Source organism: Caballeronia sp. LZ043, from assembly GCF_031451075.1.
GTDB lineage: Bacteria > Pseudomonadota > Gammaproteobacteria > Burkholderiales > Burkholderiaceae > Caballeronia.
The window spans coordinates 2,814,060-2,839,251 of the sequence record NZ_JARUXT010000001.1 but is presented as its reverse complement, the minus strand read 5'-3'; the positions used below and the strand labels follow the sequence as shown (position 1 = coordinate 2,839,251).

At 63.9% G+C, this 25,192-nt stretch carries 21 protein-coding genes; 14 read left to right on the top strand and 7 right to left on the bottom strand.

Going from position 1 to position 25,192, the window contains the following annotated elements; genetic code table 11:
* Window positions 1-13 precede the first annotated feature (13 nt).
* Both gspE and gspD read right to left on the bottom strand, forming a co-directional pair.
* Window positions 14-1,510, bottom strand: coding sequence for a type II secretion system ATPase GspE (gene gspE, locus QCE64_RS12980; protein WP_309810993.1), 1,497 nt, complete (start codon window positions 1,508-1,510; stop codon window positions 14-16).
* Window positions 1,507-3,885: a type II secretion system secretin GspD gene (gene gspD / locus QCE64_RS12975; protein WP_309919292.1), complete on the bottom strand. Its 2,379-nt coding sequence runs from the start codon at window positions 3,883-3,885 to the stop codon at window positions 1,507-1,509. Before gspD ends, gspE begins: the two co-directional genes overlap by 4 nt.
* A 622-nt stretch (window positions 3,886-4,507) precedes the next feature.
* Between gspD and QCE64_RS12970 the strand changes: the two genes are divergently transcribed.
* Together QCE64_RS12970 and QCE64_RS12965 are read left to right on the top strand one after the other, a co-directional pair.
* Window positions 4,508-4,963, top strand: coding sequence for a lytic transglycosylase domain-containing protein (locus QCE64_RS12970; RefSeq protein WP_309919289.1), 456 nt, complete (start codon window positions 4,508-4,510; stop codon window positions 4,961-4,963).
* A 150-nt stretch (window positions 4,964-5,113) separates the two neighbouring features.
* A complete protein-coding gene (locus QCE64_RS12965) occupies window positions 5,114-6,388 on the top strand; it encodes a GTP-binding protein (RefSeq protein WP_310004032.1) in 1,275 nt (424 codons plus the stop codon).
* Window positions 6,389-6,530: 142 nt separating this feature from the next.
* On the opposite strand, the gene QCE64_RS12960 is transcribed toward QCE64_RS12965, so the two are convergent.
* Complete coding sequence (locus tag QCE64_RS12960) at window positions 6,531-6,809, bottom strand: HU family DNA-binding protein (protein WP_008352404.1); 279 nt, start codon at window positions 6,807-6,809, stop codon at window positions 6,531-6,533.
* Window positions 6,810-7,413: 604 nt separating this feature from the next.
* On the opposite strand from QCE64_RS12960, the gene mnmC reads away from it, so the two are divergent.
* From mnmC to QCE64_RS12925, 7 genes are all read left to right on the top strand, one after another.
* The gene (mnmC, locus tag QCE64_RS12955; protein ID WP_310004030.1) at window positions 7,414-9,255 is read left to right on the top strand and encodes a bifunctional tRNA (5-methylaminomethyl-2-thiouridine)(34)-methyltransferase MnmD/FAD-dependent 5-carboxymethylaminomethyl-2-thiouridine(34) oxidoreductase MnmC; all 1,842 of its coding nucleotides are present in this window, start codon (window positions 7,414-7,416) and stop codon (window positions 9,253-9,255) included.
* Window positions 9,256-10,040: 785 nt separating this feature from the next.
* Entirely contained in the window at window positions 10,041-11,243 is a 1,203-nt protein-coding gene (locus tag QCE64_RS12950) for a cation:proton antiporter (protein WP_309919281.1), read from the top strand.
* Between the two features lie 20 nt (window positions 11,244-11,263).
* Window positions 11,264-12,376: a YbdK family carboxylate-amine ligase gene (locus QCE64_RS12945; protein WP_309810973.1), complete on the top strand. Its 1,113-nt coding sequence runs from the start codon at window positions 11,264-11,266 to the stop codon at window positions 12,374-12,376.
* A gap of 709 nt (window positions 12,377-13,085) precedes the next feature.
* Window positions 13,086-13,730: a MarR family winged helix-turn-helix transcriptional regulator gene (locus QCE64_RS12940; RefSeq protein WP_310004218.1), complete on the top strand. Its 645-nt coding sequence runs from the start codon at window positions 13,086-13,088 to the stop codon at window positions 13,728-13,730.
* Between the two features lie 146 nt (window positions 13,731-13,876).
* A complete protein-coding gene (locus QCE64_RS12935; protein WP_309919276.1) occupies window positions 13,877-14,605 on the top strand; it encodes a glutamine amidotransferase in 729 nt (242 codons plus the stop codon).
* Window positions 14,606-14,693: 88 nt separating this feature from the next.
* The gene (locus QCE64_RS12930) at window positions 14,694-15,806 is read left to right on the top strand and encodes an NADH:flavin oxidoreductase/NADH oxidase (protein WP_310004027.1); all 1,113 of its coding nucleotides are present in this window, start codon (window positions 14,694-14,696) and stop codon (window positions 15,804-15,806) included.
* A gap of 182 nt (window positions 15,807-15,988) precedes the next feature.
* Window positions 15,989-16,465: an SET domain-containing protein-lysine N-methyltransferase gene (locus QCE64_RS12925; RefSeq protein ID WP_310004025.1), complete on the top strand. Its 477-nt coding sequence runs from the start codon at window positions 15,989-15,991 to the stop codon at window positions 16,463-16,465.
* A gap of 61 nt (window positions 16,466-16,526) precedes the next feature.
* Here QCE64_RS12925 and QCE64_RS12920 read toward each other — a convergent pair whose 3' ends face one another.
* The gene (locus QCE64_RS12920) at window positions 16,527-17,981 is read right to left on the bottom strand and encodes a sensor histidine kinase N-terminal domain-containing protein (RefSeq protein ID WP_310004217.1); all 1,455 of its coding nucleotides are present in this window, start codon (window positions 17,979-17,981) and stop codon (window positions 16,527-16,529) included.
* A gap of 93 nt (window positions 17,982-18,074) precedes the next feature.
* On the bottom strand, window positions 18,075-18,761 hold the full coding sequence (locus tag QCE64_RS12915; RefSeq protein WP_309810954.1) for a response regulator transcription factor: 687 nt from the start codon (window positions 18,759-18,761) through the stop codon (window positions 18,075-18,077).
* Between the two features lie 177 nt (window positions 18,762-18,938).
* Here QCE64_RS12915 and QCE64_RS12910 point away from each other — a divergent pair, with 177 nt between their 5' ends.
* Together QCE64_RS12910 and QCE64_RS12905 are read left to right on the top strand one after the other, a co-directional pair.
* On the top strand, window positions 18,939-19,169 hold the full coding sequence (locus tag QCE64_RS12910) for a DUF3717 domain-containing protein (protein ID WP_309898397.1): 231 nt from the start codon (window positions 18,939-18,941) through the stop codon (window positions 19,167-19,169).
* Window positions 19,170-19,417: 248 nt separating this feature from the next.
* A complete protein-coding gene (locus QCE64_RS12905; RefSeq protein ID WP_309810952.1) occupies window positions 19,418-19,903 on the top strand; it encodes an Lrp/AsnC family transcriptional regulator in 486 nt (161 codons plus the stop codon).
* Here the strand turns inward: QCE64_RS12905 and QCE64_RS12900 are convergent.
* A complete protein-coding gene (locus QCE64_RS12900; RefSeq protein WP_309931354.1) occupies window positions 19,900-20,427 on the bottom strand; it encodes a class IV adenylate cyclase in 528 nt (175 codons plus the stop codon). The genes QCE64_RS12905 and QCE64_RS12900 overlap by 4 nt on opposite strands.
* Window positions 20,428-20,542: 115 nt before the next feature.
* Window positions 20,543-21,445, bottom strand: a complete 903-nt coding sequence (locus QCE64_RS12895) for a LysR family transcriptional regulator (protein WP_309919264.1) — start codon at window positions 21,443-21,445, stop codon at window positions 20,543-20,545.
* A 135-nt stretch (window positions 21,446-21,580) separates the two neighbouring features.
* Between QCE64_RS12895 and QCE64_RS12890 the strand changes: the two genes are divergently transcribed.
* The 3 genes from QCE64_RS12890 to QCE64_RS12880 all read left to right on the top strand — a co-directional run bounded on the left by QCE64_RS12890 (window position 21,581) and on the right by QCE64_RS12880 (window position 25,172).
* Window positions 21,581-23,257 carry a GMC family oxidoreductase N-terminal domain-containing protein gene (locus QCE64_RS12890; protein ID WP_310004023.1) on the top strand — a complete coding sequence of 559 codons (1,677 nt, stop codon included), beginning with the start codon at window positions 21,581-21,583 and terminating at the stop codon, window positions 23,255-23,257.
* Window positions 23,258-23,634: 377 nt separating this feature from the next.
* Entirely contained in the window at window positions 23,635-24,414 is a 780-nt protein-coding gene (locus QCE64_RS12885; protein ID WP_309810943.1) for an ABC transporter ATP-binding protein, read from the top strand.
* Window positions 24,411-25,172, top strand: a complete 762-nt coding sequence (locus QCE64_RS12880; RefSeq protein WP_309898389.1) for an ABC transporter ATP-binding protein — start codon at window positions 24,411-24,413, stop codon at window positions 25,170-25,172. The genes QCE64_RS12885 and QCE64_RS12880 overlap by 4 nt, the downstream gene beginning before the upstream one ends.
* The last annotated feature ends 20 nt before the right edge of the window (window positions 25,173-25,192 follow it).

The following is a 25,192-nucleotide window of genomic DNA, read 5'->3' as shown; positions in this document are numbered from 1 at the left end:
CGCTGGTTCGCTCTTAATCGCCGCCGGTCACGCGCAGCACTTCTTCGAGCGACGAAACGCCTGCGGCCAGCCAGCGGTCGCCGTCCTCGCGCAGCGTGCGCATGCCCTGCTTGCGGCCGGCTTCGAGAATCTCGGCATCGGCGGCGTTGCGGTGGATGAGCGGCCGGATCGTGTCGTCGATCAGCAGCAATTCATAGACCCCGCGGCGGCCCACATAGCCCGACTGGCCGCAGCGCTCGCAGCCCACCGGATGCCAGTGGCGCACGCCGTCTTCTTCCACGCGCTCTTCCTTGCACACCGGACACAGCTGCCGCACGAGCCGCTGCGCCAGCACGCCCAGCAGCGACGACGCCAGCAGATACGGCTCCACGCCCATGTCGGTGAGACGCGTGACGGCGGAGGCGGCATCGTTGGTGTGCAGCGTCGCGAGCACCAGGTGGCCCGTCAGCGACGCCTGCACGGCGATCTGCGCGGTTTCGAGGTCGCGAATTTCGCCGATCATGATGATGTCCGGATCCTGACGCAGGATCGAGCGCAGCGCCCGCGCGAAGGTCATGCCGATGCGCTCGTTCACCTGCGTCTGGCCGATGCCCGAAAGGTCGTACTCGATCGGATCCTCCACCGTCATGATGTTGGTGGTGGTGGTCTCCAGCCGCGACATCGATGCATACAGCGTGGTGGTCTTGCCGGAGCCGGTCGGCCCCGTCACGAGCACGATGCCGTGCGGCCGGCCGATCAGCTTGTCGAAGTGGACGAGCGTGTCGCGCGCCATGCCGAGGGTTTCGAGATTCAGGCGCTGTGCGTCCTTTTCCAGCAGACGCAGCACCGCGCGCTCGCCGTGGCCGGTGGGCAGCGTGGAGACGCGCACGTCCACCGGACGTCCGCCGACGCGCAGCGTGATGCGCCCGTCCTGCGGCAAACGTTTCTCCGCGATGTCGAGCTGCGCCATGATCTTGATCCGCGAGATCAGCGCGCCGTGCAGCGCCTTCTTCGGGCGCACGACGTCGCGCAGCGTGCCGTCCACGCGAAAGCGCACCACCGAGGCATTCTCGAACGGCTCGATATGAATGTCCGACGCCTGCTCGCGCGCCGCCTGCGTAAGCAGCGCGTTGATCATGCGGATGATCGGCGCGTCGTCCTCCGACTCCAGCAGGTCCTCGACTTCCGGAATGTCCTGCATCAGGCGCGACAGGTCGACCTCGCCTTCCACCTCGCCCACCACCTGCGCCGCGCTGCCGTCATTGCGCGCATAGGCGGCGTTGATGGCGGCGGCGAGTTCGTCGGACGACTTGCGCACGATCGACAACGCGCCGAAGTTGCGCGCGACCTCGGCGAGCGCGGCGTCGCTGGTGCGCTCGCTGATCCAGACCTCGATGCCGTCCGGATGCTGGTGCGCCAGCAGGATCTGTCCGCTGCGCGCGAAGCCGTAGGGCACGAGCCGCGCCGCCAGCGGCGACGCCGCCGTGCTCGCGTGGTCGTGCGCGCCTTCCGCGCCGTTCACCGTGCTCACGGCCGTACTCCGGTCTGGCCGTTGCCTGTATTGCCGCCTGCGCCGGCGGGCGCCGGATAGCTGTTCTGCGACGGCAACGTGGACTGCGGCGCTGTCTGCACCGGTTGCGGCGCCGGTCCCGCATCGGGGTTCTGCGGCAGCGTCGTGCTCGGTCCCGGTCCGCGCGCCATGCTGCTCCAGTCGAGCAGGTTGTCGGCCGGCGCGCCGCCGCCTTCGCTCGGGCCGAGCGGCTTCGGCGGAATCATCGGGACATTCTGGTCCTTGATGAGGCGGTTGTCGGAGGTCGCGCCGTATTGCTGCTGACGCATGTAGTCGTAGCGCGTGTTCGCGATCTGCGAGGACGTGGCCTGGTCGCGCACGATCACCGGCCGCAGGAACACCATCAGGTTGGTCTTCGTGCGGACCTTGCTTTCACTGCGGAACAGGCTGCCGATGAACGGAATGTCTCCAAGCAACGGAATCTTGCTGGTGCTGCTGTCGTACTCGTCCTTCATGAGGCCGCCCAGCACGACGATCTCGCCGTCGTCCGCCATGATGGTGGACTGCACGGAACGCGTGTTGATGGTCGGCCCGGACACGTTGTTCACGGTCGTGGCATCGACGCTCGAGTCTTCCTGGTAGACCTGGAGCTTCAGCACGCCGCCGTCGGTGATCTGCGGCTTGACGTGCAGCACCACGCCGACGTCGCGACGATCGTACGTGTTGAAGGCGCTGATCCCGGTGGTCGTATTCGCGGTCGGCGTGGAGTAGGAGCCCGACGCCACCGGCACGTTCTGGCCCACGATGATCTTCGCTTCTTCGTTGTCCAGCGTGATGAGGTTAGGCGTCGAGAGAACGTTGGCGTCCGAGGACGTCGCCAGCGCCTGCAGCAGGCCGCCCAGTCCGAACAGGCTGCCGAAACGGTGCAGCAAGCCGACGTTGAGGCCCGGAGCGAGCAAGCCGGTCGCCGCCGTGAGCGCGGACGTATTCTGCGCGGCCGCACCGCCCGCCAGCGTCAGATCGACGATGTTGTTGCTCGTGCCCGAGACAGTCGGAAAGCCCGTGCTGCCGTAGAGCGCGTTATTGCCGCTGTTGGACAGCAATGCGCCCTGCCACTGAATGCCGAGGCTTGCATTGGACGTCGCATCCAGCTCGACGATCAGCGCCTCGATATAGACCTGCGGCCGGCGCACGTCGAGCTGGTCGATCACGGCGCGCAGGTTGCGGTACATCGGATCCGGCGCGGTGATGATGAGCGAGTTCGTCGCCGAATCCGCCTGGATCATGCCGCCGCCCTGATCGTTGCCGTTGTCGCTGTCCTTGTTCGACGAGAAGCTCGAGTCGCGGTTGCCGCTGCCGCCCGTCAAGGGATTGTTGCCGCTGCCCGAGCTGGACGAACCGAGGCCGCCCGGCAGCGGGGGCACGCCGGACTGGCCGGTGGACAGCGACGAGTTGCTGCCGAGGCCGCCGCCGCTGTTGCCGTAGCCGTTATTCGAGTTCGAGTTCGACGAGCTGGAATTGTCGCTGGAGCCGCTGCCCTTGCCGAGCATGCCGCGCAGCGTCTTGGCGAGGCGCGTGGCGTCGGCGTTGCGCAGCGTGACGACGTGCATGTTGCCGGGCTGGCCGGTCGGGGCATCCAGCTTCTTCGCGAGCGCCTTGGCTGCCTCGAGCCGCGCGCTGCTCGACGCGCGGAACATCAGCGAGTTGGTGCGCGCGTCCGGCGTGACGGTGACCTTGAGCGTCGCGTCGGTGCTGCCGATCGTGCCCGGATCGAGCAGCTTGTTCATCTGCTCGGCGACATCGATGGCGTTCGCGTTCTTCAGCGTGACGACATCGACCTCGCGGCCCGCCGCCGTATCCACGCCCGCGATGATGCCCGCGATACGGCGAATGTTGTCGGCGTAATCGGTGACCACCAGCGTGTTGTTGGCCGGATAGGCCGCGATGGTGTTGTTCGGCGAGATCAGCGGGCGCAGCACCGGCAGCAGGTTGTTGGCCGACTCGTTGCGCAACTGAAAGACTTGCGTGATCACCTGGTCGCCGCGCGCGCCCGGCGTATTGCCGACGTAGGTCGGCACGCCCTGCAGCTTGGCATCGGCTTCGGGCACGACCTTCAGGACGCCGTGATCCTGCACGAGCGCGAAGCCCTGCATGCGCAGCGACGACTGAAGCGTCTTCAGCGCCTGATCTTCGGGAACCGGATTTTCCGAAACAAGGTTCAGTTGCCCCTTGACGCGGGGATCGACGATGATGGTTTTGCCGGTGGCGGCGCCGATCGCCTTGGCGACCTGGTCGATATCCGCGTTGACGAAATTCAACGTCACTTGCGCGTGCGCGACTTGGGCGACGATGAGTCCCGCCGCCAGCAGTGCCGTCGCGATGCGACGCAGTGCCATAGGTTGTCTTCTCATGGATGTGATATCAGAGCCGGATCACCGGGAAGCCGGCCAAGGCAGCGCTGCCCGTCAGCGGGATGCGCTGCCGACCGCGATCGGACGCGCGGGGCGCACGGTCTCAGTCGGGTAAAAAAATATGACGATAACAGCTTTATGTAACGAAATTATGCCAATTCGTACCAGATCGCAATCTGTCTGAAGCTGCATCGCGCGATGCATTCCAGCGCTCAAGCCTTCAAGGAACTTGCCGTTAGACCATGCTCGTAACAGGTTTCAGGAACGAGCCGATTTGCGCGGGAGCCGAATTGTAGCGCGTCCAGAACTCTTAATATTCATACATTTAGCGCACAGCCAACTGCAGGTCTGGCACACTTGCACGCGAACGGCCTTCTCGCGCGCGCATTGGCGTATGTCTGATAGCCAACTTATTACCAGAAACATCAGCCGGTATGATACGGTCGGTTCCGCTTGACGGGCTGTCTCGAAAAGGGTGGGTTTTCCCGAAACATTGGTTCCCTTCGAGCCTGCGAACCCGGCCGCGGACGTGTGTTGTTTGGCGTTGGCGCCAAGGCGCCGCAACGGCGGCATGACGTTCCGCATGGGCGGATGGAGCAGAAAGAAGATGAAGAGAATCACGCGCAGACTTGTGTCATGCGTCGCGTTATGCGGGTCGCTGCTGGCGGCCGCTTCCGCACACGCGGACTGCTTCGACGAAGCCGCCAAGTATCAGAAGGTCAATCCGCTCATCCTGCGCGCCATCGCCTGGCAGGAGTCGCACAACAGGCCGGACGCGATCAACAAGAACGCCAACGGGTCCACTGATTACGGCCTGATGCAGATCAACTCCATCCACCTCGACACACTGGCTCAATACGGCATCTCCAGCGGCACGCTGATGCAGCCGTGCAAGAGCGTCTACGTCGCTGCGTGGCATCTGCGCCAGAAGATGAACAAGTACGGCAATTCATGGCAGGCGGTCGGCGCTTACCATTCCGAAACGCCTGCGCTGCGCGACAAGTACTCGGCCCAGATCATCGAAATCCTGCGCCGCTGGAAGCTGGTCGAAGCCAAGCGCTGAGCGGGCGCGCGGTCCCTCATCCCTGACATCACCCGCGCCCGCATCCGCGTCCGGCGCAATTGATGCAAAATCCCCTCTTCGATCGTCCGCGCCGCGCGCAGCGCAGCGGACCCGCGCTTGCGCGCCTTCTTCCCCGTCCGGTCCACTGCAATGAACCAATCGCCCCTTCCGATCACCGTGCTGTCGGGATTCACAGGCGCAGGTAAAACCACGCTCGTCGATGCCTTGCTTGCCAATACTGAAGCCGTACGCATCGGCGCGATCACGTGCGGCAAGGCCCCGCCGGCCGCCGACCAGGAAACGACCGAGCTTCCCAACGGCGGACTGCTGCTCACCTTGAGCGATCAATCCATGTCCGGGCTGGAAGGCGCCATCACCTGGCTTGCCGAACAGCAGCGTTTCGATGCGATCCTGGTCGAGACATCGCATGCCGCGGATCCGATGACGATCGCCGAGAACCTCGCGTTCGGCGACGACGATGACGCCACACTCGCCGGCCACGCGGCGCTCGATACCTTCGTCACCGTGATCGATGCCGCGAATTTCCTGCGTGACTACATGTCGTCGGACTCGCTGGCCGAACGCGGACTGCAGACAGGCGCGCACGATGAGGAAGACCGGACGGTCGTGGAAACGCTGATCGCGCAGATCGAGTTCTGCGACGTGATCGTGATCAACAAGACCGATCTCGTCGATGCCGCGGAGACGGAGAAGATCGCGCGAATTCTTCACGCGCTCAACCCGCGCGCGCTTCAGATCACGACGCAATCCGGCATCGTTTCGCCGGGCGAAATTCTCGACACGGGACGCTTCGATCTCGATGCAACGGCAAGCGCGCCGGGCTGGCTTGCCATCCTCGACGAAGCGCCATCGACGAATCCGGACGATGCAGCGGACGTCACTGAAGTCGGTCATGTCGTGTATCGGGCGCGTCGGCCGTTCCATCCGGAGCGTCTATGGCACCTGCTGCATCGCGAATGGACCGGCGTGCTGCGCGCCAAGGGCTTCTTCTGGCTCGCGACGCGCAGTGAAGTGGGCGGTTCGCTGTCGCAGGCGGGCGGCACATGCCGGCATGGGCCGGCGGGCGTGTGGTGGGCGGCGCAGGATCGCAGCGAATGGCCCACCGATGATCCCGAGCTCGAAGCAGAGATCGTCGCGGAATGGGTTGGCGATCCGGATGACAACAGCATCGGTGACCGTCGCCAGGAGCTGGTGCTGATCGGCCTGGATCTCGATCCGGCGTACTGGCAGGACACGTTCGACGCGTGTCTTCTCACCGACGATGAATGGGCGCTCGGCGCGGATGGCTGGAAGCATCTGGCCGATCCGTTCCCTGCGTGGGACATCGAAGACCATGATCACGATCACGATCACCACGACCACGATCATGGTCCCGACTGCGGTTGCGAGGATCATCGGCATTGACCGGCACTGACCGGCAAGACGGCACGCCTGCGCGGCGTGCCGTCGCCGGGCAAAGCATCAATGAGCGCAGACAAAAAAAACCCGCCAAAGGCGGGTCATGTATCACTGGCTACCACGGGTAGCCGGACAATCGGCAAGAAACTTACCGCTTGTTCACTGCATCCTTGAATGCCTTGCCAGCCGTGAACTTGACCGTCTTTGCGGCCGGAATCTTGATGGACTCGCCAGTCTTCGGGTTGCGGCCGGTGCGCGCTGCGCGCTTTCCCGAACCGAAGCTGCCGAAGCCGATCAACTGCACTGCGTCACCTTTCGAGACAGCCTTCTTGATCACTTCGAGCAACGTGTCCAGCGTTTCGCCGGTTTGAGCCTTGCTGGCGCCGGTCTGAGCGGCTACGGCGTCGATCAATTCCTGTTTGTTCATTAAGGTTCCTTTATCAGTTTAGGTTGACACGAACAGCGCGAACGCGCCGATTATACGTGCGCAAGCCGTGCCGTCGAGTAGGGACGGCCTTCTGACAGGCCCGCCCGACGATTTGACGTTCTCCGGCGTCACTTCACGGACGTTGCTCCACATCGTCGCCTTCACGCCGCCTCTGTAGGCAGCGCTTGGTATGATAGCGCAGCGCAAACCCAATCAGGATAAGGGTTTCAAAGATTTACCCTTATATTTTTCGGGCTTCCGGCGGGGTTTTTCAGCGTGGGACATCGACTTTCGACGCTTGTGGCAAAAACGGATCCCTCATCACAAGATGCCGTTGGTTTTTGCCAACGTTCCCGCCCACTTCCCCCGCCCTCGCTCTCAGCCTTGCCCACATTGGGTTTGACGGCTGCGGCCCAGGGCCGTGCAGCGCTCTTGCAAGCACTTTCATCAAGGCCATGGGTCCGGTCGTCGGTCGGTCCCAGTCTTCGGGAAGGTGCAAGCGCGTCGCAAGCCCAAGGCGAGCCGCACAACCCATGCCGCACTTGATCTCCGTCGAATCCTTGGCTCGCCAACGCGCCTTTCCTCCATCCCCATGACCGAGCGCATGACTGGGCCTTCGCTTCTCCCGTCGCACGACCTGCCCGCACGCTGGCGCGGCCGGCGCGTCTTCACGGTCGTCGATCTGACCTTCACGCCTTGCAAAAGCTTTCTTGCCGCGTGGCAAGGCTGGCTTGACGACGAAGCGCGTTGCGAGCGTCTCCATGTCGTTGCCGTCGCACCGCTCGCCGCGCTCGATCATCCTCCGGCGAACACGGGTTCGCCCCTTGAAGCCGAGCTGCAGCGCGCTTGGCCGATGCGCGTGCCGGGCCTGCATCGCCTGGAGTTTGCGGACGGCCGGGTCGTGTTGACGCTTGCGGTCGGCGAGCGCCAGGAGATGCTGCCGAAGCTATGGCTGCGCGCGGATGCCTTGCACGCCGATGCGAGCGACGCAGACGTGCGTGATGCGAGAACGCTGTGCAAGTCGCTCGCGCGACTCGCCAGCGACGACGCGACCGTTTGCATCAACGCGTCCGTCGATATCCATGCGACGTTCGAACGCGCGCTCAAAGCGGCCGGTTTCGTATGCCATGCCTCGGGCGCCAGCCAGCAAGTCAAGGGACGTTTCGCGCCGCGCTGGCGCGTGCGTCGGCATGAACCGCCGCTACCCGACGGCGACGGCGCGCGCGAGGCCATCGTCATCGGCGCGGGACTGGCCGGCTGTGCGGTGACATCGCGGCTGACCGCGCGCGGCTTCCGCGTGACGCTCATCGACCGGCATGAACAGCCGGCGCGCGATGCATCGGGCAATCCGGCAGGCGTGTTCCATCCGATCGTCTGGCGCGACGACAGCGTCGCCGCCCGCCTCACCCGCGCCGGCTTTCTCCACGCGCTGCAGCGCTGGCGCCCGCTCGAACACGCCGGACACGACTTGCGCCGAAGCAGCGCCGGCCTGCTCCAGATCGCTGATACGCCCGCAGACGCGGAGGCCCTCGCGGCCGCCATCGCGCGCTTTGCGTATCCATCGGAGTATGTGCAGCCGATGACGCGAAGCGCAGCTTCGCGCATGGCAGGCGTCGAGGTTGCGCGCGGCGGCTGGTTCTTCCCGCAAGGCGGCGCAATCTCGCCCGCTGCGTTATGCGCCGCGCAACTGGCCGGGTCTGCCGCGCAAATGGTCATGCGTATGAATATCGAAGTGGCGCGCATCGCTCGTGAAGACGGGCTGTGGCGAGCCTTCGATAGCAGCGGCAACGAGATCGCCCGCGCGCCGGCGATGATCCTCGCCAATGCGCGCGATGCCGCGCGCCTGGCTGGTCTCCACGGGCAGCCGACGCGCATCGTGCGCGGCCAGTTGAGCATGCTCGAGTCAGCCGACTTCGATGCGCTGCGCGTGCCGGTGATCGGCGAAGGCTATGCGGTGCCGCTCGGCGCAGGCAGCACGCTGATCGGCGCAACCTACGACATCGACGATCCCGATCCTGAGTTGAACGCGGAAGGACATGTCGAGAACCGCGAACGCGTCGCCGGCATGCTCCCTGGACTGAGGTTCACCGAAGACACGGTTCGCGGCGGGCGCGTCGCCTTCCGTTGCGTGACCAGCGACCGCATGCCGATGATCGGCCAGTTCGCCGATGAAGCCGCCGCCCGCCGCGACGCGCGGCGGCTGTCCGGCGCCTGGCCGCTGGACCTGCCGCGCATGCCGGGTCTGTACGGCGCGTTCGCGTTCGGCTCGCGCGGACTGATCTGGGCAAGCCTCGCCGCTGAGCTCGTGGCGGCGCAGATCGAAGGCGAGCCCTGGCCTATCGAGCGCGACCTTGCCGAGGCCGTCGATCCCGCCCGCTTCCTGCTGCGGGCGCTGCGCCATGGCGAGATCGACCCCGATGAGTTGTCCCCGCCGGTCTGTGGATAACGCGGCGGATTGCCGGTGAAACGCGTGTGAACTCGTTGTGCATGTAAACGGGACAACCCGCGGGTTCCGGTTTACTCGCCCAAAGTTGTTCCAGGTTAACCGCCGCGGACGAACATGTTTACCGCGCCTTTGTGCTTCTCCCAATTCATTGTTTGAAAAGACAAAATTGCGGTTATCCACAGTGCGCGGCAGCGCTTGTTAACTACTACTACTTGTATATACAGTAAACCTGTAAACACCTGAAGGCGGAGCTGTCCGACGGTAGCAAGGCAAACCATTTCACCCCGTCGCTTCATGTTTCCGGTCAGCATTGCCAATCCGCTCCAGCATATGGCAGTCGCTTTTACCTCAAAGGAATCATGAGCTTGGTCTTTCTGTCAGGGACATCCAGGTATGGCACAATCGCGCTTCTTCCTGCGTCGCGCCGTGCATGCGGCGAGCGCTTTCAACGGAACGATGGCCGCGCGCCAAGAATCTGATCAACGAAGCCGCGTCGTCGTTTTCTGTGTCCGGTCGGCAATCGTTCGATTGCCGCATGTAGGCTCGGTGTCTCACTGAACCGCACGCGGCCTGCAGCCTCACACCGGACACGTCGACCAACTCGTGCACGGCCAGACCGTGACACCGTGTTCGTTCGCATTTCGTGTCGCCTGAATGAACTGACGTCCGCTCACGGGAGCGGACGCGCGCCGCCTGCGAGCGCGGCGCCCTCAGGCGAGGTGACGCTACGGACGCGCGCCCGGATAGCAGCAACAGATAGCAGTAACGAAGGAGAAGCCAATACGATGAACTCGGCGTTTTCATTTCTGCCCGCGTGGCCGCTCGAACCCGACGCCATTCTCTGGGCCGGTCTCGCGCTCGTCACGGCGGGCCTGGCCGGTGAACTGTTGTGGCGCGCCTGGCGCCTGCCGCGCATCACCGGCTATGCGGTGATCGGGCTGATCGCGGGGAATGCGGGTCTCGGCGTGATCGACTCGAGCGCAGCCGGGCTGTCGCGGCCGCTGCTGGATGTTGCGCTCGGCTTGCTGCTGTTCGAACTCGGCGGCCGGCTCGATCTGCGCTGGATCCGGCGCAATCCGTATCTGATCCTGTCGAGCATCGCGGAAGCCACGCTGACCTTTGGCCTCGTGCTGATCGCGCTGACCCTGCTCAAGGTACCGACGATGCCTTCGGTCGTCGTTGCCGCCATCGCCATGGCCACGTCGCCCGCGATGGTCATCCAGCTCAAGATGGAACTGCGCTCGGAAGGCCAGGTCACGCAGCGGCTGCTCACGCTGACCGCGCTCAACAGCATGTATGCGGTGATCGTCGAGAAGCTCGCGGCCGGCGTGCTGCATCAGGAGATCTACGGCAATACGCTCGCCACCATCCTGCAGCCGCTGTATCTGCTGATCGGCTCGCTGGTGCTGGCCTTCCTGCTCGCGCGCGCCTGCAACCTGCTCGTCCGGCGCCTGCCCGCCAACGACGAGCATTCGTTCGTCGCGCTGTTCGGTCTCGTGCTGCTGGCGATCGCCGTCGCGCACATCTTCAAGCTGTCGACCATCCTCGCGCTGCTCGCGGCCGGCATCATCGTGAAGAACGCCGACGAACGTCCGCAGCTATGGCCGTCGCACTTCGGCTCCGCCGGTTGGCTGCTTACCGTCATTCTGTTCGCGCTCACGCTGACGTCGTTTCACTGGCGCGACATCGCACTGGGCGGCATCGCGGCGCTGGGACTGATTGTCGCGCGCTTCATCGGCAAGCTTGCCGGCGTGCTGATCTTTGCGAAGCCGAGCGGCCTGAACTGGAAGCAGGGTGCGGCACTGGGCGTCGCGCTGTCGCCGATGTCCGCGCTCGCGTACTTGCTGGTCGACGACATGTACGTGCTCTATCCCAACTACGATCCCACCTTGCGCGCGATCGTCATGTGCTCCATCGTGCTGCTGCAGATCGTGTCGCCGTTCGTGGTGTACCGCAGCCTGTCGGCGGTCGGCGAGCGGCGCGAGTAATCGATTTTTCCAGAGGCGCCATGGCACTCGAACCCTTCATCAACTCCGAACCCTTTACGTTCGGTGTCGAGCTTGAGATCCAGGTCGTCAATACGCACGACTACGATCTGACCCGCGCGGCGTCGGACCTCATGCGTCTCATCAAGGACGAGAAGATTCCGGGCAACATCACGCCCGAAATCACCGAAAGCATGATCGAGCTGTCGACCGGCATCTGCACGACGCACGAACAGGCCGTCACCGATCTGCGCACCATCCGCGACACGCTCGTCGCGGCGGCGGACCAGCTGAACGTGGGTCTGGCGGGCGGCGGCACGCATGCATTCCAGCAATGGAGCGATCGGCAGATCTACGACGCACCGCGTTTCCAGTACATCTCCGAACTCTACGGCTATCTCGCCAAGCAGTTCACGGTGTTCGGCCAGCACGTGCATATCGGCTGCCCCGATCCGAACAGCGCGCTGTTCCTGCTGCATTCGATGTCGCGCTACATTCCGCATTTCATCGCGCTGTCGGCTTCGTCGCCGTACATTCAGGGCGTCGATACCGGCTTTCATTCGGCACGCCTGAACTCGGTGTTTGCGTTTCCGCTGTCGGGCCGCGCGCCGTTCGTGCTGACGTGGGACAGCTTCGAGGAGTATTTCTCGAAGATGGTGCATACCGGCGTCGTCAACAGCATGAAGGACTTCTACTGGGACATCCGGCCGAAGCCGGGTTTCGGCACGATCGAAGTCCGCGTGATGGACACGCCGCTGTCGGTAGACCGGGCGGCCGCGATCGCGTGCTATATCCAGACGCTGTCGCGCTACCTGTTGCTGGACAAGCCGCTCACGCCCCACGAGGACGACTACCTCGTCTACACGTTCAATCGCTTCGAGGCGTGCCGCTTCGGCCTGGAGGGCACCTGCATCCATCCGCAGACGGGCGAACGCAGGACCATCGGCGAAGACATCCTGGCAACGCTCGACGTGCTCGCACCGCACGCCGAAGCGCTCGGCTCGCAGGCGGCGCTGGCACAGGTCGCCGACATAGCGCGCGGCATGAACGACGCCACCTGGCTGCGCAGCGTATTCGACAAGGAGAAATCGCTGCACGAAGCCGTCAGGCAACAATGCTTGCAATGGCGTCAATGACGCCAATGACGCCAATGACGCGAGACGTAGCATGTTGCTTACCGTAAGGCTTGCCTTGGTAATCGGCATTCATGAACAGGAAAGGCTGCTGCTTAAATATGCATGCAGCCTTTTTCTTTTGCGCTTTATGAAACAAGGACGTGAGCGTGAATCGGGAATAACTGTCTCATGCCATCGTTTGAAGCAGGTTCAAACTTCCGCTTCTAAGGTTTGCCTCAAACAAACCGTATACCGGCGTAATGGTTGCGCGTCATGCGCGTGGCCTGGGCTACGCAAGCAAACTCTGGCGGAACTTTCAGTGACGTGAAGACGACTTACGACTCGTACAGAGTTAATCAAAACGAGTCGGCAATCAGCGAGTGAGGCGATTTCGAGAGTTATCCACAGTCTGACACGGACAATTAAGGTGTACGTTTGTTCCATGTCGCTTAGAATGGCGACTTTGCCGGCGGGGCGTTATAGTCGGCAAATACGTAGCGCCGCAAAGCAGACCATAAGAGGGCGCATAAACAAGAGGGTAGCAGTGTCCCCATTCAGGTGTCGCCGTGAGGCTTGGCACGCCTGAATTTTGAGACGGCGGGGACCGGGAACGAGCGTGTTCCGCAAGGGGTTGCAAGTCGTTTTCTGCGGAAGCGTTTCGGGAACGGTGTTCGCGTGGTCACGTGAACATGCCGTCAAAACACATAAGCGGAACAACAAGCGAAAGACTATGAATGAAGGCGTTTACGGAGAGCAGGCGACGGGGCGGGTGACCCACGGTCTGCTGCGGCTGAGCACGGCGATGCGCAGCCAGGCTTGGGAATGGGCAGAAGGCGTGGGGCTGACGCCGACCCAGGGTGAAATTCTCGTTTTGCTGATGCAGCGCAGGGGGCCGATGCGCCTCGGCGAGATCGCACGTGAAACGGCATTGACGGCTGCCACGACGAGCGATGCGGTGAGCACGCTCGAAGGCAAGGGGCTGGTCGAGAAGCGCCGCGCGCTCGACGACGGCCGCGCGCTGGCCGTGCGCCTGACCGCACGTGGCCGCACGGCCGCGAAGAAGGCGGTGCAATGGCCGGACTTCCTGGCGAAGGCGGTCGGCACGCTGCGCGAGGAAGAGCAGGTGGCGTTCTATCGCACGCTGCTGAAGACCATCCGCCATCTCGAGTCGCAGCAGCAGATGCCGGCGCACCGTATGTGCCTGTCCTGCTCGCACTTCCAGGCCAGCAAGAATCCGAAGAAGGCGCCGCATCATTGCGCGCTGTTGCAGATCGACATGGCGGATACGGATCTGCGTCTCGACTGCTCGGTCTACGAAGAAGCCGATCCCGCGACGCAGAAGAAGAGCTGGAAGGTCTTCGCTCAGCTTGCCTGACATCGGGCAAACGGAGTGATTCATCCGGCGGCAGCGACGCTGTGAGGCCGCGGCGAGTCGGTTAGACTGTGCCCGTCGCGCCTCCCCGCGAGGCGCGGCTCGTCAACACTTGCCCGACACGCACAGCCCGCTCACGGAAGCCGCCGATGAAAGATGAAGTCCTGGCGATTCGCCACGTCTATTTCGAAGATCTGGGCAGCCTCGAACTCGTACTGGGCGATCGCGGCCATCTCGTGCGCTATCTGGATGTCGGACGCGGCCGCATCGATGCGCCCAATCCGCTCGATCCCTCCCTGCTCGTCGTACTTGGCGGGCCGATCGGCGCCTATGAGGACGCGGCGTATCCCCATCTTTCTCCCTTGCTCGCGATGCTGGAAAAGCGCATTGCGGCGGGCTTGCCGACCATCGGCATCTGTCTCGGCTCGCAACTGATTGCCCGGGCGCTCGGCGCACGGGTCTATCCTTCCGGCTCGACCGAACTGGGCTGGTCGCCGCTCACGCTGACCGACGCGGGACGTGCTTCCGCGCTGCGCCATCTCGAAGCCGACGGCGCGCCCATCCCCGTGTTCCACTGGCACGGCGATACCTTCGATCTTCCCGCCGGCGCCACGCTGCTCGCATCGACTGCGCAGTGCGCGCATCAGGCCTTCGCGTGGGGCGAGCATGTGCTTGCGTTGCAGTGCCATCCCGAAGTCCTGGCCGATCGCTTCGAAAGCTGGCTGGTTGCCTATCCCGGCGATGTCGCGCGCAGCGGCACCACCGTCACTGCGTTGCGCGAGGACACCGCGCGCCACGGACCCGCTCTCGAACGCGCTGCGCGCGCGATGTTCGGCGAATGGCTCGACCGTTTTGCCCGCGAGGACCCGCACGCCTGAGCGTGGCGCAAGCATTCGCGGCACGTCCTGCAGCGTTGAAAACGCGATGCTATTCTCGACCGCATCCTTCCTTCCCCGAGCCCACGACATGAGCGCGTTGTTCACACCCGCGACCCTGCGCAGCCTGCAGCTTCCCAATCGCATCATGGTTTCGCCGATGTGCCAGTACTCGGCCGAGCGTGGCGAAGCCACGGCGTGGCACATGATCCACCTCGGGCAGCTCGCGCTGTCCAGCGCAGGGATGCTGTTTATCGAGGCCACAGCGGTCGAGCCCGACGGCCGCATCACGCCCGGCGATCTCGGCCTGTGGGACGACGTCACGGAAGCTGCCTTGCGCCCGGTGCTCGCCGCGATCCGCCAGTATTCGGACATCGCCGTGACGATGCAGCTGGCGCACGCGGGCCGCAAGGCGTCGAGTCACGCGCCCTGGGACGGCGGACAGCTGATCCCGGTCGCGGAGGGCGGCTGGATGACCTACGCGCCGTCGGCGGTGCCGCACAAGCCCGACGAGACACCGCCGCTCGCGCTCGACACCGCAGGACTCATGCGCGTGAAGGAAGCCTTCGCAGCATCGGCGCGACGTGCGGCGCGGCTCGGCATCGACGGGATCGAGGTGCATTGCGCGCACGGTTATCTGCTGCATCAGTTCCTCTCGCCCATCTCCAATCAGCGCACCGACGAATACGGCGGCTCGCGCGAAAACCGCATGCGTTATCCGCTCGAAATCTTCGATGCGGTGCGCGCCGCGTTTCCCGCCGACAAGCCGGTCGGCGTGCGCGTCTCGGCGACTGATTGGGTCGATGGCGGTTGGGGCATCGAGGACACGATTGCGTTCGCATCCGAGTTGCAGAAGCGCAGTGTCGACTGGATCGATGTCTCGTCGGGCGGGGTATCGCCATTGCAGAAGATCCCGCTTGCCACCGGTTATCAGGTGCCGTTCGCGCAGGCCGTGAAGGAAGCGACGGGCGTGAATACAATCGCGGTCGGCCTCATCACTGAAGCGAAGGACGCGGAGAAGATCGTGGCCGGCGGCCAGGCGGACTTCGTCGCGATCGCGCGCGGCATGCTCTACGATCCGCGCTGGCCGTGGCACGCTGCCGCCGAGCTCGGCGCGGCCGTCACGGCGCCGCCGCAATATTGGCGTTCGCAGCCGCGCGACCAGAAGAACCTGTTCGGCGAGATCACGATCGGACAACGTTGAAAAGTATCGAGCGTCATCGAGACGGTTGAGCATTCGCGCGCCGGGAGTGTAGGATACCGGTGTGTTGGACCTGTGAGCGTTCAACCAAGCTAACGCGGCGCCTCGAAGGCCACCGCGTTTTTTTTATCCCCGATGTTCATCCCGAGCGCGCGGGAGCGAAGCGTCATTCAAGGATTCAGTCGATGAGTTCACGCAGGGTCACCGTTCGCCGCTCAGGCGTGCACGGCAAGGGCGTGTTTGCTGTGAAGCCGATCGCCGCCGGCGAGAAGGTGATGGAATACAAGGGCGAGCGCATCTCGTGGAAGGAAGCGTTGCGACGCCATCCGCACAATCCCGACGAGCCCAATCACACCTTTTATTTCGCCCTCGACGACGGCCGCGTGATCGACGGCAAGATCGAAGGCAACAGCGCGAAGTACATCAACCATTCGTGCGCGCCGAACTGCGAAGCCGAGGAAATCGAAGGGCGTGTCTTCATTCACGCGCTGCGCGATATCGAGGCGGAAGAAGAGCTGAATTACGACTACGGCCTCGTCATCGAAGGCCGCATCACGAAGAAGCTCAAGAAGGAATACGAGTGCCGTTGCGGCGCGAAGAAATGCCGCGGCACCATGCTGGCCTTGAAGAAGGAAAAGGAAAAGGAAAAGAAAAAGAAGTAGCGGGTCCGGCAACAACGATTGTCTTCGAGAAGAGCCACGGTGATCTTTACCGTGGCTCTTTTCACGACTGCGCTACGGCTTCCTGCTTGAGCGGAATGCGCACGATGAAGCGCGCGCCGCCTTCGGGCGCATCCTCGTAATGCACCGAGCCGCCGTGCAGCACGACGATGTCATGCACGATCGCCAGACCCAATCCCGCTCCGCCCTCGACGTTCTGGCCATCGCCACGGAAGAAGCGCTTGAAGAGATCGGCTTGCTGGTCGGACGGCACACCGGGTCCATTGTCCTCCACCACCACTTCGGCGAAAGCGCGCCGTTCCTCGTCACGCCATTCGGTGACCGTCAGCGTGATGCGCGCGCCCTCCGCGCGAAACGGCGGAATGTACTTGAGCGCGTTGTCGATCAGGTTCGCAATCACCTCGCGCGTCAGCACGATATTGCCGCGCACGATCAGCGGATGTTCGTTCTCGGGATCGTCGAGGCGCTGGAAGCCGAGATCGACATTCGATGCGAGTGCCCGTGGCACCCACTCGGCGCCGGTTTCGAAGGCGAGCGCGGCGAAATCGAAATCGGTGAAGCGCGCGGCCTGCTCGCCCGGTTCTGCCCGCGCCAGCGACAGCAATTGATTCGACAGCCGCACCGCCCGGTCAGCCGAGGCGCGCAGTTCCTTCACCGCTTCCACCGCCTTGGCGGGATCGCGTGAGCTGAGCGCCTGTTCCGCGTGCAGCTTCACCGCCGTCAGTGGCGTGCGCAGCTGATGCGCGGCATCGGCGATGAACTTGCGCTGCGCATCGAGCGCCGTCTGCAGGCGCACGAGCAAGGCGTTCATCGCGCTGGTGAGCGGACGGATCTCACCCGGTACGTAGGTTTCGTCGACCGGTTCTAGCGAGATGTGGGTCTGCTGGTTGAGTGCGTCGGCGAGGTCGGTCAGCGGGTTCAGTTGCTGGTTCACGACGCGCCACACGATCACCCAGCCGGCGAGCAGCAGCAGCGCGAGCGGCATCATGATCGCGATCAAAAACTCCACCGCGATGCGATAGCGCGACCCCACGCGCTGCGCCACTTCCACGACGATCGGATTGCCGGTCGGTTGCGGCACGCGCACTTGCGCCGCGCGCACGCTCACGCCTTGGAAGTGCGTCTCGAAGACATACGCGTAGTGAATGCGCCGGACGTTGCTGCCCGTGAGCGGCAGGTCGCGCTCGCCGGCGATTTCCTCGTCGCCCGTGCTGATGCGGTAGATGAGCTGCTCGACCGGGTCGGAGAACATCGCCTGCGCGAGCGGCGGCACGGTGACAGGCGCATCGACGCCCGCGAGCTGGATCTGCTTGGAGATGGCGGTGGCCAGATCCGCGAGCGAACGGTCCACCACGTGCTGCGTGTATTGCCAGGCAAGCCAGTACGCCATCAGGCCGCTCATCAGCGCGAGCAGCGACAGCGGCGCGGCAAGGCGGCGCAGCAACGTGCGCCGCAGGCTCGGCGGCGTCGGTGTCTCGGGGGCTTTCGATCGCGCCAGATCGAGCCAGTCTTCGCGGGCGAAACGCTGGTCGCCCGCGCGCCGGGTGGGAAATCGCAAGGCAGTCTGCTTCGGGGCAGCCGACGCGGAGCGTCAGGCTGCCTGACGGATTTCCTGGAGCAGATAGCCGAAGCCGCGCACCGTCACGATCTCGACGCGGGTGTTCTCCAGCTTCTTGCGCACGCGATGCACATAGACTTCGATGGCCGTATCGCCGAGATCGCCGCCGAAGTGCGTCAGGTGATCCTGCAACTGCGCCTTGCTGACCACGCGGCCATGGCGCAGCAACAGCATTTCCAGCACGGCGAATTCGCGCGGCGACAGTTCGAGCGGACGCTCGTCGTTGAAGATGCGGCGATCGACGCCCGACAGGCGCAGGCCGCCCAGCGAGACTTCGGGACGCGGCACGTCGCCGTGCGGGCCGCTGCGACGCATCACGGCACGAATGCGCGCTTCGAGTTCCTGCGGCTCGAAGGGCTTCAGCATGTAGTCGTCGGCGCCGCTGTTGAGGCCTTGCACGCGGTCATGCAGTTCGTCGCGCGCGGTGAGGATGATGACCGGCGTATGGCGGTTGCTCTGGCGAAAACGCGCGAGCAGCGTCATGCCGTCGATGCCGGGGAGGCCCAGATCGAGAATGACGAGTTCGTGGCGGTTTTGCGCGAGGGCCTGTTCGGCGAAGATGCCGTCGTGCACCATGTCGACCGTGAAGCCGGATTGTTCGAGGCTGCTTTGGATGCCGCGCGCGATGGGGCGGTCGTCTTCGATCAGAAGGATTCGCATGGAGTCGCTCAAGTACAATGGGTTGAGCTCAGGCCGGCGGGGGCGATCGGTGGCATGTTCTGTCATGCATGACGCGGCGGCAGGCTCGAGCCAGTTAAAACTCACATCTCATGCGGCGTTGCGCGACCCTGCTTTGAGCCGCGAGCGGCCGTACATCGATTGTCTTTCTTCCCGGACATGGCGCTCATCCCGATCAACGAACTCGAAGCCGCGATCAACTACTGGCGCGGCCGCTCGCCGTCGAGCGGCGATGAACTCGCTCTTTGCAAGGAGGCGAGCGCACTGTCCAGGCCTTATGCGCTGCTGATTGTACAGCGTCGGTCAAGTCTGCCTTCCGAACAGCTGGACGAAGACGCCCGCGCCGCGTGGGAAGCTTACGTGCGCTTCAACAATGGCATGCGCGACTGAAAGCTTGGGCGCATCCTCGCTTTCGGCTTTCTTCAGTTAAGCTTCCAGCCGCCAAAAAATCACGCGCTTTGCCGTGTTTTTCTGCCTTTCGGCGCTGTCATCGTTCGTAACATGCACGTTACCTTGTTTTTACTGTAAGGGTCGGATTCCTGCGCACGGAACGGCCCTCTGCCGCAAGGGTTAAGAGAGCCAGGCCGCGTTAATGCGATAAAGTCGCATCCGCTCCCGCTTACGCGCACATTCACCTCATGCTCGATCTCGACCATTTCGACCTCGCCCTGCTGGACGTCCTGCAACGCTTCGGACGGGCCACGCATCAACAACTGGGCGAACAGGTGCCGCTTTCGCCGTCGCAGATCGGACGGCGTTTGCAGAGGCTGGAGGCGGTGGGGGTGATCGAGGGTTATCGGGTCATGCTGCGGCCCGAAAAGCTGGGACTCGGCGTGACGGCCTTCACGAGCCTGAAGCTCAAGCATCATGGCGATTCGGTCATCGAGCAGTTCCAGCAGCAGATCGACCTGCTGCCCGAAGTGCTCGAATGCCATGCCACGGTGGGCGACGCGGATTACCTGCTGCGCATCGTCGCGCCGGACCTGAACGCGCTGTCAGGTTTCGTGATGAAGAAGCTGATGCGGGTGCCGGGCGTGGACAGCGTGCGCTCGAACATCGTGCTGACGACCTTCAAGCGCAATGGTCCGTTACCGCTCGCTCATCTGGCCGCCGACGCCTCTTAAGCCGCAACCTGAGCCGGGTTCAGCAGATCCACATACGCGAGCGGCACCAGATCCGTTTCGCCTACGCCGAGTTGCGCGAACATCGCGTGCGCTTCCTGTTCGCCGCCGGCTTCATCGTCGTCCTGGCCCAGAACCACTTCCAGCTCGATGAAATCACCGAGGCCATCCACGCGGTCCAGATGAATTCGCGTGCGCCCGACGAGATACACGTGGCGCTCCTTTGAAACAATGCCGCGCGTCGTCAGCGCCTGGGCCAGCAGCGCGTGCATGGCTTCGGGATTCGTGACCGGGCTGCGCGAGTAATACGACACCTTCGGGCCGTCGCGGTCGTCGCGTTGATAGAAGATCAGTTCCGAGGGCGTGCCGTCGTCGAACTGGCGCAGCTTGAGACGGCCGGTGGGCACGTCGTAGAAGAAGTCCTGCTGGCGAAACACAAGCGGCGCGTCGGTGGCGAGCGCGGCCGCGCGCTCGCGCAATTGCTCGAACTGATGCGCGCGCGCCTTGATTTCGATGTTGCGTGCCATGAAGACTCCTCGAACACAAAAGGTTGGGTTTAAGCGAGGACTCAGACTAGCAAAGTTTCGATGAAGCCCGCTTGAAACCCGGCGCATTTTTCGGGCATGGCCGCCGGACGGGTCGTCACACGGCCCATTGCGCGTCGATCAGCCGCAGCGCCGCCGCGATGGCCGGCTCGTCGCACCGCTCGGCGAGCACGATGAACGACAGCTGCGTCGGCACCGACACGCCTTCGACGATCGTCAGCGCGTGCGCATGCGCCTCGCCGAGCGCGATCGAATCGCGCACCAGCGAAAGCCCGATGCCCGACTTGACGAGATCGAGCATCGACGGCTCCTGATCCACTTCGGCGACCACCGTCGGCATTGCGCCCGCTTCGCGGAACAGGCGCGACAAGAGCCGGTTGTGCGCGGATTCGGCCGGCGTCCAGATCCACGGCAGCTTCGCGAGCGCGGCCCAGCTGCGCTTGCCCTTGTTCACGCGGTTGTGCCAGCCTGCCGGCGCCAGCACGCGATACACGAAAGGCGTGAGCCGCACGACGTGGAAACGGTCGCTGTCGCGTGTGCCGTCGCTGGCCGGATCGCCGATGTAATAGCCGACATCGAGATCGCGCGTCCGCACGCGTTCCAGCACCCAGCCCGACATGCCATGCCGCAGCGAGGTCTCGATGCGCGGATACGTCTCCACCAGCTGGCGCAGGAAGCCGCCCAGGCGCAGGAACTCGGGATCCAGGATCGAACCGATACGCAAGGTGCCGCTCACTTCGTGACGCAAGGCGGCAGCGGCGCGGCGGACGTCGGCGGCGGCGGCGAGCGCGCGTTCGGCATGGGGCAGCAACGCTTCGCCATCGCGCGTCAGCAGCAGGCCGTGCGACGTGCGCGAGAACAGCACGACGCCGAGCATCTCCTGAAGGTTCTTGATCTGCAGGCTGACGGCTGGCTGCGTGACATGCAGTTGCGCCGCCGCGCGCGTCAGGTTGCCTTCGCGAGCGACGGTGAGAAAGGCGCGCAGCAGGGTGTAGTCCATCCGCTGATATTAACGCTTCTTATATCGCAGTTGAACATATCTGATTGGATTCGGAGACGTGACCGGCAGTACGCTCGGTGTCGTACGCATCGCGCAACAAAACAACGACAACGAAAGACGATATCGGAGACGGCAATGAAACAGGACGCGCGCAGGCTCGAAGGCGAATTCGACTACATCATCGTGGGTGCGGGCACGGCCGGATGCGTGCTGGCGAATCGCCTCACCGAAGATCCGGACGTCAAGGTGCTGCTGCTCGAAGCCGGCGGCAAGGACGACTATCACTGGATCCACATTCCGGTCGGCTATCTGTATTGCATCGGCAATCCGCGCACGGACTGGCTCTACAAGACCCAGGCCGAGCCCGGGCTCAACGGGCGTGCGCTGTCGTATCCGCGCGGCCGGGTGCTCGGCGGCTGTTCGTCGATCAACGGCATGATCTACATGCGCGGCCAGCGCGAGGACTATGACGACTGGGCGCACATCAGCGGCGATCCGAACTGGTCATGGGACTCTGTTCTGCCGATTTTCAAGCGCAGCGAGGATCATCATGGCGGCGCGAATCAGTGGCATGGCGCGGGCGGCGAGTGGCGCGTCGAGAAGCAGCGTCTCAAGTGGAAGATCCTCGAAACCTTCTCGCAGGCCGCGCAGCAGACCGGCATTCCCGCTGCGGAAGATTTCAATCGCGGCGACAACACGGGCGTTGGCTATTTCGATGTGAACCAGCGTGGCGGCATCCGCTGGAATGCGGCCAAGGCCTTCCTGCGCGAAGCCATGAAGCGTCCCAATCTGACGACGATCACCGGCGCGCATACGCAACGGCTCGTGTTCGAAGGGGCGCGTTGTGTCGGCGTCGAGTATCGCGGCGGCGATGTCGATTACCTTGCGCGTGCGCGCTGCGAAGTCGTGCTGAGCGCGGGCGCGGTGAACTCGCCGCAGATTCTCGAACTGTCGGGCATCGGCAATGGCGCGCGTCTGCAGCGGCTCGGCATCGACGTGGTGAAGGATCTGCGCGGCGTCGGTGAAAACCTGCAGGATCATCTGCAATTGCGCATGGCCTACAAGGTGACCGGTGTGCGTACGCTCAACACCTTGTCCGCGCACTGGTGGGGCAAGCTGTTCATCGGCATGCAGTATGCGTTCATGCGCAGCGGCCCGATGTCGATGGCGCCCTCGCAGCTTGGCGCGTTCGCCAAGTCCAATCCCGACGACGTGTCCATCAAGCGGCCCGACCTCGAGTATCACGTTCAACCTTTGTCGCTCGAACGCTTCGGCGAGCCGCTGCATGCGTTCAACGCCTTCACCGCCTCAGTATGCAATCTGCGGCCGACCTCGCGCGGCAGCGTGCATATCGAGTCGCCGGATGCGCATGCGGCGCCGCTGATCGCGCCGAATTATCTGTCGACGGACCGCGACCGCGAAGTCGCCGCCAATGCCTTGCGACTCACGCGGCGCATCGCCGCCGCGCCCGCGCTCGCGCAATATGCGCCGCAGGAGATTCTTCCGGGCATCCAGTTCCAGACCCAGGAAGAACTGGTCGAAGCGGCGGGGCAGGTCGGGACCACGATCTTCCATCCGGTCGGCACCTGCCGCATGGGCACCGACAACGATCCCGCCGCGGTCGTGGACAGCCGCCTGCGCGTGATCGGCGTGCGTGGCCTTCGTGTGGTCGATGCCTCGGTGATGCCCACCATCACCTCGGGCAACACGAACTCGCCGACGCTGATGATCGCCGAGCGCGCGAGCGAGATGATCCGCGAGGACCGCCGCGGTCTTGCCACGGAAGAAGCGATCGCGACTGCCTTCGCATGACGGTGCGAACGAGCGCACTTCACATGTTGAGATGACAGAGGCATGGCGCACGGATGACATCGCACGCGATGCATCCGATGCGCCTGCATGCGTTGCAGAAATACCGCTTCGCATGCCCTCGAAGCGTGCATGCAGCGCGCCTTCCAAGCCATTCGTTAGTTAGTGCAAATCCCAATGATTGCGCTGCATCATTGGCGCGACAATGGCCCCGGATCAAGTGATGCTCGAGGACACTCGTGCGCACTTTGTGCGGACGCAACAGCGCTGTACGAAGCGAAGCAGTACCGGAATGGAGACACCGCCCGGTGCGCGCGGATCAAAAAAACAAGGCGCAGACCCACCCGCTGTCTAGCGCTTCACTTCGCATGGAAGGGGACATGATTCTCGGCGACACCATTCTGGAAACGCGAGGGCTCACCAAGGAGTTCAAAGGCTTCACGGCCGTGAATGACGTGAACCTGCGCGTGCGCCGGGGTTCGATCCACGCGCTGATCGGACCGAACGGCGCAGGCAAGACCACCTGCTTCAATCTCCTCACCAAATTTCTCGATCCCACTGCGGGCCAGATCGTTTTCAACGGCGTCGACATCACGCGCGAACGTCCCGCGCATATTGCACGGCGCGGCGTCATCCGCTCGTTCCAGATCTCCGCGGTGTTCCCGCATCTCTCGGTGCTGCAGAACGTGCGCATCGGCTTGCAGCGGCAGCTGGGCACGTCGTTTCATTTCTGGCGCAGCGAACGCTCGCTCGACCAGCTCAATGACCGCGCCATGGATCTGCTGACACAAGTCGGCCTCACCGATTTCGCCGACACGAAAACCGTCGAGCTGTCCTATGGCCGCAAGCGCGCGCTGGAGATCGCGACCACGCTGTCGATGGAGCCGGAGCTCATGCTGCTCGACGAACCGACGCAAGGCATGGGCCACGAAGATGTCGACCGCGTGACGGCGCTGATCAAGAAGGTGTCGGCGGGCCGCACCATCCTGATGGTCGAGCACAACATGAACGTGATCGCAGGCATCTCCGACACCATCACCGTGCTCAAGCAAGGCGAAGTGCTCGCCGAAGGCAGCTACGCGGAAGTGTCGAAGAATCCGCTCGTGATGGAAGCCTACATGGGCAGCGCCGATGCGGCGCTCACCGGAGCGCATGCATGAGTACGATCGTGGAAGAACGCCGCTCGCTCAACGCGAACGGCGGGGCCAGCAACGTGCCGGCGCTGGAAATCTCGGGCCTTCAGGCGTGGTATGGCGAGTCGCATATCCTGCACGGCGTGGACCTCAAGGTGAACCGCGGCGAAGTGGTCACGCTGCTCGGACGCAACGGCGCGGGCCGCACCACCACGTTCCGGGCCATCATGGGTTTGACCGGGCGGCGCACGGGTTCGATCCGCGTGAGCGGACACGAGACCATCGGCCTGCCTACACACAAGATCGCGCATTACGGGGTCGGCTATTGTCCGGAGGAGCGCGGCATATTCTCGAGTTTGTCCTGCGAAGAAAACCTGCTGTTGCCGCCGCTGATCGGCGACCCGAAAGATGCGATGTCGCTCGACGAACTCTATTCGATGTTCCCCAACCTGAAGGAACGCCGCGCCAGCCAGGGCACGCGTCTGTCGGGCGGCGAGCAGCAGATGCTGGCCGTCGCGCGCATCCTGCGCACCGGCGCGAACCTGCTGCTGCTCGATGAAATCTCGGAAGGCCTCGCGCCGGTCATCGTGCAGACACTCGCGCGCATGATCCTGATGCTCAAGTCGCGCGGCTACACCATCGTCATGGTCGAACAGAATTTTCGTTTCGCGGCGCCGCTCGCGGACCGCTTCTACGTGATGGAGCACGGCAATATCGTCGAGCATTTCGGCGCGGGGGAACTCGAGGCGAAGATGCCGGTGCTGCACGAACTGCTCGGCGTGTAATCGGGCGCCGGCGTGCCGCA